The sequence below is a fragment of the Nocardia arseniciresistens genome (genome assembly GCF_046764875.1).
GTDB lineage: Bacteria > Actinomycetota > Actinomycetes > Mycobacteriales > Mycobacteriaceae > Nocardia > Nocardia arseniciresistens.
This window is the reverse complement of record NZ_JBKORD010000002.1, coordinates 313628-327039: the sequence shown is the minus strand read 5'-3', so window position 1 is coordinate 327039 and position 13412 is coordinate 313628. Positions and strand designations below refer to the sequence as shown.

General features: G+C 65.2%; 14 protein-coding genes. All 14 read right to left on the bottom strand.

The annotated features are described in order from the left end of the window. Positions 1-11: 11 nt before the first annotated feature. The 14 genes from ACLMAJ_RS05100 to ACLMAJ_RS05035 all read right to left on the bottom strand — a co-directional run bounded on the left by ACLMAJ_RS05100 (position 12) and on the right by ACLMAJ_RS05035 (position 13356). On the bottom strand, positions 12-1055 hold the full coding sequence (locus tag ACLMAJ_RS05100; RefSeq protein WP_412012302.1) for an MBL fold metallo-hydrolase: 1044 nt from the start codon (positions 1053-1055) through the stop codon (positions 12-14). Further along, positions 1052-1387: an EthD domain-containing protein gene (locus ACLMAJ_RS05095; RefSeq protein WP_412012301.1), complete on the bottom strand. Its 336-nt coding sequence runs from the start codon at positions 1385-1387 to the stop codon at positions 1052-1054. Before ACLMAJ_RS05095 ends, ACLMAJ_RS05100 begins: the two co-directional genes overlap by 4 nt. 68 nt (positions 1388-1455) lie before the next feature. Then, positions 1456-2079: a TetR/AcrR family transcriptional regulator gene (locus tag ACLMAJ_RS05090; RefSeq protein ID WP_412012300.1), complete on the bottom strand. Its 624-nt coding sequence runs from the start codon at positions 2077-2079 to the stop codon at positions 1456-1458. A gap of 45 nt (positions 2080-2124) precedes the next feature. Continuing rightward, complete coding sequence (locus ACLMAJ_RS05085) at positions 2125-3642, bottom strand: class I adenylate-forming enzyme family protein (protein ID WP_412012299.1); 1518 nt, start codon at positions 3640-3642, stop codon at positions 2125-2127. Further along, on the bottom strand, positions 3639-4754 hold the full coding sequence (locus tag ACLMAJ_RS05080) for an NAD(P)-dependent alcohol dehydrogenase (protein ID WP_412012298.1): 1116 nt from the start codon (positions 4752-4754) through the stop codon (positions 3639-3641). Before ACLMAJ_RS05080 ends, ACLMAJ_RS05085 begins: the two co-directional genes overlap by 4 nt. After that, the gene (locus tag ACLMAJ_RS05075) at positions 4754-5542 is read right to left on the bottom strand and encodes an SDR family NAD(P)-dependent oxidoreductase (protein ID WP_412012297.1); all 789 of its coding nucleotides are present in this window, start codon (positions 5540-5542) and stop codon (positions 4754-4756) included. The genes ACLMAJ_RS05080 and ACLMAJ_RS05075 overlap by 1 nt, the downstream gene beginning before the upstream one ends. Before the next feature lie 13 nt (positions 5543-5555). Continuing rightward, positions 5556-6317: an SDR family NAD(P)-dependent oxidoreductase gene (locus tag ACLMAJ_RS05070; RefSeq protein ID WP_412012296.1), complete on the bottom strand. Its 762-nt coding sequence runs from the start codon at positions 6315-6317 to the stop codon at positions 5556-5558. Further along, positions 6314-7516, bottom strand: coding sequence for an acyl-CoA dehydrogenase family protein (locus ACLMAJ_RS05065; protein WP_412012295.1), 1203 nt, complete (start codon positions 7514-7516; stop codon positions 6314-6316). Before ACLMAJ_RS05065 ends, ACLMAJ_RS05070 begins: the two co-directional genes overlap by 4 nt. A gap of 30 nt (positions 7517-7546) precedes the next feature. Further along, a complete protein-coding gene (locus tag ACLMAJ_RS05060) occupies positions 7547-8548 on the bottom strand; it encodes a phosphotransferase family protein (RefSeq protein ID WP_412012294.1) in 1002 nt (333 codons plus the stop codon). Beyond that, positions 8545-9753, bottom strand: coding sequence for an acyl-CoA dehydrogenase family protein (locus ACLMAJ_RS05055; RefSeq protein WP_412012293.1), 1209 nt, complete (start codon positions 9751-9753; stop codon positions 8545-8547). The genes ACLMAJ_RS05060 and ACLMAJ_RS05055 overlap by 4 nt, the downstream gene beginning before the upstream one ends. A 25-nt stretch (positions 9754-9778) precedes the next feature. Beyond that, positions 9779-10930: a thiolase family protein gene (locus ACLMAJ_RS05050; RefSeq protein WP_412012292.1), complete on the bottom strand. Its 1152-nt coding sequence runs from the start codon at positions 10928-10930 to the stop codon at positions 9779-9781. Then, positions 10927-11298 carry a Zn-ribbon domain-containing OB-fold protein gene (locus ACLMAJ_RS05045; protein ID WP_412012291.1) on the bottom strand — a complete coding sequence of 124 codons (372 nt, stop codon included), beginning with the start codon at positions 11296-11298 and terminating at the stop codon, positions 10927-10929. The genes ACLMAJ_RS05050 and ACLMAJ_RS05045 overlap by 4 nt, the downstream gene beginning before the upstream one ends. A gap of 38 nt (positions 11299-11336) precedes the next feature. After that, a complete protein-coding gene (locus tag ACLMAJ_RS05040; RefSeq protein WP_412012290.1) occupies positions 11337-12125 on the bottom strand; it encodes an enoyl-CoA hydratase/isomerase family protein in 789 nt (262 codons plus the stop codon). A gap of 94 nt (positions 12126-12219) precedes the next feature. Then, positions 12220-13356 (bottom strand): acyl-CoA dehydrogenase family protein, encoded by a 1137-nt coding sequence (locus ACLMAJ_RS05035; RefSeq protein ID WP_412012289.1) that lies wholly within the window; start codon positions 13354-13356, stop codon positions 12220-12222. Positions 13357-13412 lie beyond the last annotated feature (56 nt).

Here is a 13412-nt window from a genome sequence, read left to right as displayed (position 1 = left end):
GATGACGACGGCTATATCGAGTGTTCCCAGACACGTCCATGGCCTTGCTCGAAGTGCTCCACGCCGTCCGCGTCCTTCGCGGACAACACATTTCGGGCTACCAGGACATCCAGATGCGCCATCGTCTCGCACGTGGCAACCATCTGATTGAAGTCATCGAGCGCGCTGAACGCGCGGTCGCGCCGCGTCCACGTCAACGCTCGGGCCACCGCCACGCCGGTGCACGGTCCCAGATCGCCTACGACAGTGCGGATTTGCTCGAACCGGCGGTCATGATGGGCGAGAAGTTCACGAGCGCGTTGCCCGACATCGCCTCCGGTGGGACCGTGCGCGGGCAGCATCTTCTGCCCGTCATCGTGCTGTAGCAAGTCCAATGACCGTAGGAAGTTGTCCAATGGCAGTTCCCACGGGCCCAACTCGAAACCGATCGATGGGGTGATCGTTGGCAGCACATGGTCGCCGGTGAAGATCAGGCCTCGGTCGCGATCCTGAAAGATCATGTGGCCCTTGGTATGTCCGGGTGTGGCCACCGCGTGCAGATCGAGCCCGGTGATGGCCAGCGCACCGGGGCGCAGCCAGTGGTCGGGCTGTTCCCAGTCGTCGCGGTCGAACGGTTCGGCGGTGCCCGCCGTGTGAGCTCGTTGCGCGATATCGTCCGCGCCGGCCCGTCGCAGTTCCCGCAGCGAACTGTCGGGGATGTTGCTGTTGAGCTGATGGATGGCGTTGAGTCCGCCCGCTTCATCGGCGCCGAGATGAACTCGACAGCCGTGCCGCCGACGCAGTTCGATGGCGAAGGTGTAGTGGTCGCGGTGGATATGGGTGACGAAGACATCGTGAATTTCGGCTGCCGACCGGCCGATTCGGGCCAGCGCGTCGGAGAGCTCACGGTAGGTGTCGGGTCGATGCCATCCGCCGTCGATGAGTACGAGGCCGGCGTCGGTTTCCAGCACGTAGACGTTGACCGCGCGCAGGCCGTCCTGCGGCATCTGCAGCGGAATGCGGTGAATCCCTTCGGCTATCGGATAACACCCGGGTTCGGCCCATTCGGCGCTCATTCGACGGCCGGGGCGAGCGGCACCATCGTCTGCTCCGCGCCGTACCAGATCATGCGACGTCCACGCATGGTGCCCACGTTTTCGACGGCGGCCTGCCATTCCGGGCTCGCGAGTGCCGCGTCGAGCGTCTCGCGGGATTCGAAACTCAGAATCGACAGACCGTCCCAGCCGGAGGACCGTTCGTCGATGGATTCGAGGAGTTCGGTGTGCTGCCAGCGCAGCAGGCCCGGCAGCGGGTAGGTCACCTCCGCGTGTTCACCCCGCCACCATTCGATGAACTGCTCGTGGGTCCAATCGTTGGGACGCGATGCGAGGACGATCAGATTGTACATGCGACTCCTAACTGAATTCTGTTCAGTTCTGGCGGGCGTAGAGATCCCACCGTGTGGGAAGTGGGATCTCAGTTACGCACGATCCGTACTGCTGCTTCGGTGACGGACTCGGTGATCTGCTCGAGGGTGGCGCTGCCCTTCGGCCGGTACCAGCGCCAGACGCTGATGAGCAGGCCGAGGACCATTCGACCGAGCATGCGGGGATCGCCCGGAGTGAAGACGCCGGCCTCGATTCCGTCCGAAATCAGCCCGGTCCAATTCTGCTCGATCTGTCGCACGAGCTCGCGCGACCGCAGACGTTCGGCCTCTTCCTTGGCCGACTGACGCGGGGCGGCAAGCAAATCCATATGGTTCTGCAGGATGCGGCGCTGCAGGGCATCGGTCGGCGAGGCAGTCAGCGCCGCGGCGATCGCGGCGCGCAGCGCTTGCTCCGGGTCGGCCTGATCGGCGACCGCGGCGTTGAACCTTTCGGCCGAGTCGGCCAGTTCGAGTCGCATGATCGTCAGCAGGCAGTGGGCCTTCGACTCGAAATAGTGGTACAGCGCGGTCTGACCGATACCAACCTCGTCGGCGATCGACGCCCATTTGGTGTGCTCGTAACCGACTTTGCCGAACTGTTCGATGGCGGCGGTGAGGATTCCGCTGCGCTTCGAGCGTGCGCTTTCGCGGCGAACCTCCGAGTCAACGGTCATCAGCTCTTATACCCCCGAATTCGATGGTGTGGATTCGACATGACTCTACCGGAACTGAGGTGAACTCGGGTCAACTGTTGTGACCAGCTGTGTTGCCAACCGCACCGCGTCGGGCCGGGACAACTTGCCAACCGTGTTCTGCGGCAAGTCTTGCACCGTGAACAGGTACTCGGGCCACTTCGACTTGGGAAAGTCCGCAGCGGCGAGTTGCTCGGTGACAGTGGCCAATGTCAGCGGTTCGTTGTCGGTGACAATCAGTGCTGCCGCTCGTTCGCCGAGCATGGCATCGGGCACCGGGACCACACACACCTGCACGATGCCCGGCACGTTCGCGATGGCCGATTCGAGTTCATTGATATCGATATTGCGCCCGCCGCGGATAATGATCTGCTTCTGGCGCCCGGTCACCCGGATCGAGCCGTCGATTGCCACCTCGACCAGATCGCCGGTCGGGAGGAAACCGTCCGCGGTGAGCGCAGGGGGAATCGCGACTCCGCCCCGGGCGTAACCGACGAACAAGGAAGGGCCCCGTACCTGCGCATCGCCGATCTCACCGGCGGCCACGACGTTCCCGGCTGTGTCGACCGCCCGCACGACGGTGCCACGGAATGGCCGCCCGTCCCGGCCGAGCCTGATGGCGGGCGGATCGTCGAGTTGTGGCGTGGTGTGTCCGAGGCATTCGGACATACCGAAAACCCGCAGGAACGTGGTATCGAGCTTTTCCTCGGCCGCATGCAGCGCGCGTTCGTTCATCGGACCGCCACCGACGGTCATCGCCCGCAGGGCAGACAACATGCCTTCGGAGCCGTCGGCCACCGACAGTTGCAGCGCCATGGTCGGAACCAGCATCGTCCAGGCGACGCGGTGCTGCGCCATGGCCGTCAGGGCGGCGGCGGGTTCCCATTTGCCGATCGACACCATCGTGCCGCCGAGATAGGCGGGTAGGTACATGCCGAAACAGAAGGCGGCCACCGAAGACAGTGGCACGAAGGCTCCCACTGCCTCACCCGGCTCCAGTCGAACGGTGTCGATGGTGCACTGGCAGGCATAGCGGATGGCTTCTTCGGATTGCACAACACATTTGGGACGTCCGGTAGAACCGGAGGTCATCGCAATGGCCGTGCCTGCGTGCCATCGATCCACCGAATCGAACGGGCCCGTTCGCGAGCGCAACACGCGTGCGTCGAAGGCGGTCGTCCGAATCGGGAAGCGATCCTCCCGCACACCCCAGCGCAGCAGCGCGTCCGGTGCCGCGACCACCAGATCCGGGGCGATATCCTCGACAGCCAGCGCGAACTCGGATTCGGTGGCATGCGCGCCGAATACCGCGACGACACCACCGCGCAGACCGACCGCCACGGCGGCCGCAACGGTGTGCCAGGTGTTGTCGGCCTGGATGAGGGCGGTGGGCGGGGCCGGATCGATGGACTCGATCCGCTCGGCCAGCGCGCGGGCCGCCGCGACGATCTTTCCGAGGGTGTGGCGACCGAATTCGTCCACAACCGCGATCTGCTCCGGCGTGCGCTGTGCCCGCTCGATCATTTCCTGCGCAAGTGTCTTCATCGCCTCACCTCTCTCGCAACGCTCGATATCTGTCTACTCGCTTCCGCGTGCCGCGGCGCGTGGCTCGTCAACGGCGGCGGCACGAGTACCGCGCGCCCGGTCACCGTCCCGGCGCGCAGGCGTCGGTAGATGTCGACCGCGTCTGTCAGAGGATGCGTCACGGCCTCGACCTGCAGTGCCCCGCCGATTGTCAGCGCGACCACGGCCTCCAGATCCGAGCGGGCGCCCCAGAACGGCGCGTCCACCTGCCACCCGGCGGCGAGGCCGATACGTTTGCCAACGGCCAGTCGGCCACCCGCACTGCCGACGACCGCGAGTCGGCCACCTGGTGCGAGCGCGTGCGCGGCCGACTCCATCGTGTCGGAGGCGCCGACGAAATCGAGGATCAGGTCGGCACCGCCGTCGAGTGCCGGGATCGCCGAGGCGAGATCGGCAAACGCCGCATCGCTGCCCAGCCGCAATGCGACAGGGAGTTTTTCCGGCCGGTTGTCGATGGCGAGAACACGTCCAGCACCGAAGTGGCGCAGGATCTGAATTGCCAGGTGACCGAGGCCGCCGACACCGATCACGACACAGATCGCGGATTCGTCGATGACATCGGCGTGCTGGCGTACCGCGTGGTAGGCGGTCGACCCGGCGTCCGCGAGGGGAGCGGCGATGGCGGGTTCGAGATCGCCTGTGCGAACAAGGAATCGGGCCGAGGGAACAACCATGGCCTGTGCCAGACCACCGTGAAAGCCGAGGCCGTTGCCGATCGGAGCCAGTCTCCCGTCGGCCCGAGGCCGCAGCGCCAGACAGTAGTTCTCTCGTCCACGCGCACAATTACGGCAGCGGCCACAGCCCCAGATGCCATGGACCACAACGGCTTCGCCGAGCCAGGAATGATCCGCATCGGGACCGGCATCGATCACCGTGCCCGCGACTTCATGGCCGAGGGTGAGCGGTAGCGGGTAGTCGAAGCTCGATTCGGTGGCATCCATGACGTGCAGATCGGAGCGACACAGTCCGGCCGCGGTGACCTGCAACAAGAGCTCCGCGCCACGCGGCTCCGGAACGGCGATCTCACGCAGCTGTGGTTCGGAACCCCACTCGGTCAGTTGAACGGCCAGCATCAGCGAGCCGTCCAGCCACCGTCGACAATGAGCGTCTGGCCGGTCATATAGGTCGACGCGTCGGAGGCGAGAAACAGGACCGCGCCGTCGATTTCACCGGCATTGCCACCACGGCCGAGCATGGTGTTGCGGCGCACCCACCCCGCCGACTTCTCGTTGCCGAACAGACCATCGGTCATCTCGGTGTCGAACCAGCCCGGCACCACGGCGTTCACCCGGATCCCTTTGCGCCCCCACTGCCCGGCGAGTTCCCTGGTGAGTCCGAGTGTCCCGGCCTTGGATGCGGCGTAGCTCGCGCCGCCGATCGGTGCGGTCGAGACCAGCCCGATCACCGACGAAATATTGATATACGAGGCGCGTTCCCCCTCGGGCAGTCGCGTCGCGGCATAGGTGGCGAGGTGAAATCCCGCCGCCAGGTTGACCTCGAGGATCGATGCGAACCCGGCTACCGTTTCGTCTTCGGCGTGCGGGGGACCGGGCTTGCCCGCGTTGTTGACCAGTACATCGAGCCGTCCGGACTGCTCATAGCAGCGGTCGACCAACATTCGGCGGTCCTCGTCGGATGTCACATCACAACGAACCGGAACGAGCCGGGGGTTATCCGCGGCCAGCGCCGCCAATCGGTCGAGCCTGCGAGCCGCCGCGTACACGGTGGCTCCGGCATCGGCGAGAGCGTTCGCGAAGCCCATCCCGAGACCGGACGACGCGCCGGTGACGACGGCGACCCGGCCGGACAACCCGAATAGGTTGTCCAGCGTCGTTCCGGTGTCGGATCCAATGGCACTCATATCGTTTCGCATGTCAGTACACCGCGGTCCGGCCGCCGTCGACCGGGATGATCGCACCGGTGGTGTAACCGGCGGCGGCGCTCGCCAGATGGGTGACCAGTCCGGCGATTTCCTCGGGCCGCCCCAGCCGGCCCGCGGGCAGGCGATCGATGATCTTCTCGACGAACTCCTCATCCCAGTTCTCGGCCATATCCGTCGCGAATCCGCCCGGCATCACGCAGTTGACACGCACGGTGGGCGCGTACTCCTGAGCGAACGCCATGGTCAATGCGTTGAGCCCGTTCTTGGCCGCCGCGTACATCGCCTCGGGCGGACTCGGCCGGACGGCCCCGATGCTCGAGATATTGATGATCGACCCGCCACCGGCGGCGGCCATCCGGTCACCGGCCACCGCCATCAGGCGAAACGGGCCCTTCAGATTGACCTCGATGGTCTTGTCCCACAGTGCTTCCGAGACCGACAGCAGGTTATCGGCCAGCGGTGCGATACCCGCGTTGTTCACGACAATATCGAGACTGCCGAAATCGGTAATGATCCGATCGACGGCCGGCTCGATCGAGTCCCACTTGCCCACATGCAGTTCGAACGGGTGCGCGCTGCCGGGCCCATCGCCATCGCCGAGTGCGGCGACGGCCTGCTCGCACGCGTCGCGTTTGCGGCTGGACACGATAACCGTGCAGCCCGCGTCACGCAGTCCGCGCGCGATCGCCAGTCCGAGGCCGCGGCTGGCACCGGTGACCAAGGCGACCTTTCCGGTCAATTCCGTTGTGCTCATTTGTGCTTCTTCAATTCGAGGCGGGCGATGGTACGCAGGTGTACTTCGTTGGGACCGTCGGCGATCTGCAGTGCCCGGGTGATGGCGTACAGGCGGGCCAGGACGGTGTCGTCGCTGACGCCGGCGGCGCCGTGGGTCTGGACCGCGCGGTCGACGACGGTGTGCGCTACTTCCATCGCCGCGACCTTGATGGCGGCGACTTCGGATCGAGCGGCCGCGTTGCCGTAGTTGTCGATGAGCCAGGCCGACTTCAGGACGAGCAGGCGGATCTGGTCGATCTCGATGCGGCTGCGGGCAATCCACTCGCGTACGACCCCGCGATCGGCCAACGGACCGCCGAATGCGATGCGCTGCAAGGAGCGTTGGCACATCATGTCCAGCGCGCGCTCGGCCATGCCGATGGCGCGCATCGCGTAGTGCATCCGGCCCGGTCCCAACCGGCCCTGGGCGATGGCGAAACCATCACCTTCGGCGCCGAGCATGTTCTCGGCCGGGACGCGGACATCGGTGAACTGGACCTCGCCGTGGCCGAGCCGGTCACGGAAGCCGAACATCGGAAGATCGCGCAGCACTTCGATTCCCGGGGTGTCACGGGGAACCAGAATCATGCTCTGCTGGCGATATGTCGGTGCCTGCGGATCCGATTTGCCCATGAAGATGATGAGCTTGCAGTCCGGGTCGAGAATGCCGGAGGTGTACCACTTGCGGCCGTTGAGGACGTACTCGTCGCCGTCACGAACGATGGTGGAGGTGATGTTGGTGGCGTCGGAGCTGGCAACCGCCGGTTCGGTCATCGCGAATGCGGAGCGAATCGTGCAGTCCAACAATGGTTCCAGCCAAAGCTGGCGCTGTTTCTCGGTCCCGTACATGGCCAGAATTTCCATATTGCCGGTGTCGGGGGCCGAGCAGTTGATGGCTTCGTTACCGATGATGGACCGACCGACTACCTCGGCCAGTGGCGCGTACTCCAGGTTGGTGAGTCCGGCGCCGAGGCCGTCGTGGGTCATGAACAGATTCCACAGACCTGATTCGCGGGCCTTGACCTGCATATCTCGCATGACCTGCGGCTGCTCGTGCGGGTTGTCGTTCGCCGCGATCTGGGCGTCGAACACCCGCTCCGCGGGATAGACGTACTCGTCCATGAAGGATTCGAGTTTGCCGAGCAGATCCTGCGTGCGGGGGGAGTAGGAGAAGTCCACTGTGCGGCTCCTGAACTGGTGCGGTCGATATCAACCGGCGAGTAGCGCGGTCCCGGTCTCGATCAGGCGGTTGATGGTGGCGGGCAGTTTTTCCTGGTCTGGGTCGTAGTGCCGACCCTCGCGGTGTCGGCGCAGGTTGTGGCCCATGATGGCGGCCATCTTGAGGCGGCCCAGCGTGTCGAACCAGGTCATATCGGTGAGCGCAGGCCCGTCGCCGACGTACCGGTCGACCAGCTCTTGGGCCGAAGGCAGCCCGGGCACCTCCCGGCCGACGCCGGGAAAGTTGCTGCCGTCGGCAAAGACGAGGAACCAGCCCAATTCGACGCGAGGGTCGCCCGCGCTCCAGATCTCCCAATCGATCAATGCGACGGGTTCGACGCCATCGGAAATGATGTTTCCGAGGCGGTAATCACCGTGCACCAGCGTCGGTGTCGTCGGTTCGGGTGTGGTCCGGCCGAGCAGCTCGAGCAGCCGGTCGCCACCGGCGACGAGGTCGGGCGGGACCGCGCCGAGGGTACGTGCCCAACGGGCGAGCTCGGCATCCGGCGTGAGCGGCGCTTGTACGCCGGGCACGGTGCTCGGATCTATCGCGTGCAGGCGCGGCAGAATTTCCGCGGCACGTCGCATCCGGGCCGCGGCCAGGCCGGTTTCGACGGCCGGATCGTCCAGCACCGGTTCCAATGCCGCCCCGGCTACGAATTCCATGGCGAACCAGGCGGGTTCGACGTCGTCTACCGCGACGATGCGCGGTACGGGAACAGCTGTGTGGGCCAATGCCTGCATGATCCGGGCCTGGCGCAGCATGTCGTGTCGGCCGATGGCCTGCTGTCCTTCGGGTACGGCCTTGACCACGAAGTCACCGCCGGTCGTTCGCACCAGGTACGTCAAGCCGGAATGTCCGCCGAGCAGCGGCTCGAACGCGGTGACCGTCACGTCGTGGTCCGCCTGCAACCGGGTACGGACGCGTTGTTCCACGGTGGGTCCACCCGTCGCCGGACCGCCACCCTCCACGGAATCGCTACCTGAACTCATGGGCGTGGCTCCCTCGGTAGTCCGAGAACTCGCTCGGCGATGATGTTGTGCTGAATTTCGTCGGTGCCCCCGGCGATCCGATAGCCGGGCGCACCGAGAATGTGCTCGGCCCATGCGAAGGTTCCCCAGCGACCGGAGTCAACGGTGAGGTCACGCTCGAGTAGCAGGCGCGCCACCTCGGAGGTGCGAGCCATCGTGTCGGTCGCCAGCAGTTTCCCGATCGAGGCCTCAGGTCCCGGGTCTTGGCCCGCGACGACCGCGCCCGCCACCCGCATCGTGCCGATTCGCTGTAGATAGCTGCGTATCACCAGGTCGGCGACCCTATCGCGTTCGATCTCGGTCAGCTCCCGTCCGAGATGCCGGGCCAGCGCCACCGCCTGATCCGCGTTCGCCAGACCGAGGTTGCCGCCGTCGAGGCGTTCGGCGGCCAATACGGTGAGCGCTACCGGCCAGCCCTGTCCCACGGGGCCGAGCCGGTAGCTATCGTCGAGTCGTACACCGTCGAGGAAGACCTCGTTGAACGAGCTGCCACCGGTCATCTGCCGGATTGGGCGAATGGTCACCCCGGGTGTGGTCATCGGCACCAGGAAGACGGTGAGGCCGGCGTGTTTCGCCGCGGCGGTATCTGTTCGGCACACCGCGACGCCGATATCGGACACCCGCGCGCCCGAGGTCCACACCTTGTGGCCGTCGAGGGTCCACGTGCCATCGGCGGATCGGACGGCACGCGTCCGCACGGCCGCCAGATCGGAACCGGCTTCGGTCTCCGAGAACAACTGGCAGGCAATGATATCGGTGCGCAGCATGGCCCGGACATAGCGTGACCGCTGCTCGTCGGTGCCCCATTGCTCGATAGTGGGAGCGACCAGTTGTTGTGTCACCGAGAACATCTCGGTGCGCCGTGGCACATCGAAGTCCGCTTCGGTGCGCCGGAAAGCCAGGACGTACGACAGCGGCAGACCGCGGCCGCCGTAGGTCTCGGGCCAGTTCAGTGCTCCCCAGCCCGCGTCGAATTTGGCGCATTCGTACTCGCGGATCCGGTCGGTGTGCGCGCGTTCCTCCTCGGCGTTCCAGCTTTCGAAAACGGCTACCGAATCCGAACCCGAACCCCAGACCGATTCCGCTCGGGGGGCTGCCACACCGCTCAACCAGGCGCGGGCCTCATCGGTGAAGTGGACGAGGTCGGGAAGTGTCTGTGTGGTCACTGATTTACCTCGAAGTGTTGTCACGTCACACCGAAAGCACGGTGCAGGCACTGATTCCGGGCGCCCCGTACACGTGCGTGAAGCCGACTCTCGGCGTTCCGGGTACCTGTCGATCCCCGGCCTCGCCGCGCAACTGGGTGACGATCTCGTGTACCTGGCGTAGACCGGATGCGCCGATGGGTTCGCCGTTGGCGATGCACCCACCGTCGGTATTGACCGGCAGTCGGCCTCCGATTTCGGTGTCGCCCGCCGTGATCATCGATTCTTGCTCGCCGTGCTCGCAAAAGCCGCATTCGGCCATATGCATGATCTCGGCACCGCTCTCGGTGTCCTGTAATTGCGCGACGTCGACATCGGCGGGGGAGATGCCCGCCTGTTCGAAGGCCGCCGCGGCCGCGTCGGCGCTCACGCTGGTCGGTTCGCCCCCGCCTTGGACGGCCGGGCTGAATACTTCGAAAGAGCCGAATCGGCGGGTGCGGTGGCTGATCGCGCGCAACCGGACCGGGCGACCGCCGAGTCGCCGGACGGCGGCCTCGGTGGCGACGATGACGGCGGCCCCGCCCTCGCCCGGGGAGCAGAACATATATCGCGTCAACGGGTCGTTCACCATATCGGCGGCGGCGATCTCGCCGGCCGTGATCGCTTGACGTCGCCAGGCATTCGGGTTCAGGCTGCCGTTTCGGTATGCCTTTTCGGCAACCTTCGCCAAGGTCGTGCCGGAAATTCCGTATTCGCGCATGTATCGGCCGATCTTGGCTCCGAAGAACTGCGTGGTGACCATGAGCCCGGCCGCGCCGTAACCCTCGGCCAGCCCCCATTCGGCGGGGGTCGGATCGAAGGCTCCGCGTGGGTGTTTGTCGAATCCGACCGCAAGCGCGACTTCGGCGGTTCCGGAACGGACCGCATTGACCGCCGAGAACAATGCGCTGCCACCGGTGGCGCAACCATTCTTCACATTGCTGAAAGGTATTCCGGTGAAACCGAGTTCGGCGACGAGTGTGTCGGCGAGCCCCGAACCGTCGCTGCCGCCGAAGGCGATCTCGATGTCGGGCCATGCCAGCCCGGCATCGTCGAGCGCGGCGGCGATGGCGCTGACGGCCATCTGACGGCCGGTGATGCCGGGCTGCCTGCCGAACTTCGACAGCCCGGCTCCGATGATCGAAACTGTTTGTGTCACTGCGCTTCTCTTTGCTGCGGGATGACCGCGAACCGGGGCACCGGTGCGGTGCCGACGAGCTGCACCGGTGCCCGGTTCAACTCGGTGAAGTCCTCGCATTCGAGGATTGCTTGAATGCGAATACCTTCCGGAAGCTCGACATAGCCCACCGCGAATGGGGAAAAGCCTTCGGCAGGAGGGATATACGGTGGTGACTTCGGTGCGATCCGTTGCACGGTATAGGCCCACACCACTCCCCGCGTGCTCAATTCCATCGCGGTGGCCGTCGGCTGGACGCATCGTGCGCACATGGTGGTGGCCGGATATGCGACGGTGTTACAAACCGTGCACCGGCTACCTTCCAGTACCGATGTCGCGTGCTCGCCCATGTCGATCTCCTCTTCGAGTCGTATGCCAGCGGCGTTGTTCAGCGACCGACCCACTTCGGTTCGCGCTTCTCGAGGAATGCGTTCACGCCCTCGCGCGCGTCCTCGGACTGCAGGGCGTTGCCCACCGCGAGATGCTCCATCACCATCAGTGATTGGATATCCGCATCCAGACCGCGGTCGATGGTCATCTTCGTGAGTTTCATGGCAAACGGGCTCTTGTCGACGATCGGTGCGATGAATTCGGCGACCAGGTCGTCGAGTTCGGCCGCGGGCGCCGAAGCGTTGATCAGATCGAAGTCCACGGCTTGCTTGCCGGACAGCAACTTTCCGGTCAACATCAGCTCCTTGGTCTTACGGATACCGATCATTCGGGGCAACCGGTAGATCGGACCCGCACCACCGAAAAGCGCACGGCGAATGTGGAAGTCGCCGATCAGCGCGTCCTCGGAAGCGACAGCGAAGTCACACGAGATCATCAGCTCGAATCCGCCCGCCGTCACATGACCCTCGAGAACCGCCACGGACGGCGTGTTCATCGAATAGAGGCGGTCGCACACCTTGGCCGAGAGCACCGCGACATCCATCGCATTGGTGCTGCCGACGTAGTCGGCAAGCAGTTCGTCCAGGTCGAAGCCCGAGCAGAACGTATTGCCGCGGCCGCGGAGCACGAGGACCTTGAGATCTGGGTCTTTATCGACCTCGACGATGATTTCGTCGAGTCGGTGCAGAAGCTCAGTGGTGACGGCGTTCTTCTTGTGCGGGCGATTGAGCCACACACGGGCGACGTCGCCGTCCTTCTCCAACACGATGTGGTCGGTGTCCACCATCTCGAACCTCTTTCTCGAACTTGAACTGGATTCAATTCAGTTTTACCTACGCAACCGCTCCACGTCAACTGGAGCGCTGGCGCCATTGGATGATTCAGATGCCGATCAGGGTGGCGATTCGGGCTCTGTGCGCACGTGAATCGCCCTGTAGCGCTTCGTTTCCCATTGCCCTGCGGAAGTACGAGTGGGCGGGGTGTTCCCAGGTGAAACCGACGCCACCGTGCAACTGGATCGCTTCTGCTGCCGCGTGCACCGCCGCATCGGTACATACGGCTCCGGCGACCGCCACGGCCAACGAGGCCGATCCGGGGTCCTGTGCATAAATCGCCGCCGCATAGCGGGAGGCCGATCGGGCACGTTCGAGAGTGACCAGCAGGTCGGCCAGTCGATGTTTGACGGCCTGGAACGAGCCGATGGGGCGACCGAACTGGTGCCGCGTTCGCGCGTAGTCCACGGTCATCTCGAGCAGGCGGTCGACGATGCCGGTGTTCTCACACGCCAGCGCCAGCGTTGCCAGCTCGCCCAGCCGCGCGGCGGTCGCCTCGGTGGCATCGACGTCGGTGAGCGCGATCGCTGGACACCGATCGAAGGTGAGATCGGCTCGGCGGCGCGTGGGGTCGAGTACTCGACGCTCGGTTCGGGCGAGCTGCGCGTCCGGCTGGGTGGCGAACAGGCGGCGGCCGTCCGGGCATTGTGCCGAAACGACGGCCACATCGGCATTTCCGCCGCTCACCAGGTGGGTCGCTGTGCCATGCAATAGCCACCCGGTCGGCGTCGACTCCGCATGCACGTGATCAGTGGTGGCGGACAAGGCGCTGACCGTGGCCAGCAGGCTTCCGTCGAGAACTCCGGCGAGTAGGTCCGCGTCCTGGCCGGGATCCGCCGACAGCAGTGCGTGGACGCCGAGGACTGCCGATGTGTAGACCGGCTCGCATGCGAGCGCGCGGCCGCATTCCTCGAGTGCGATCCCCAGTTCGACCATGCCGTAGCCGAGGCCGCCGCGGTCTTCGGGGACCGCCAGCGTGGTCACCGACATATCACCGACCAGCGTTCTCCATAGCTGCGGTGAATAGCCGAGGTCGGTGGAAATGACCGTTCGTACCTGCTCGATACCGCTGTGTTTGGCGAGTAGGCCGCGGATGGCCGCGCGCAGCTCCGTTTGCTCCGGTCCGGGTGTCAGCGCAGGTGGATCTGCGTGGGGCCATGGCACTTCTATCGCGGATGCGGACATCTAACCTACCTAAATTGAGTTCAGTTTGGTGGGTTGAGAGTATCGTGCCGAAGCCT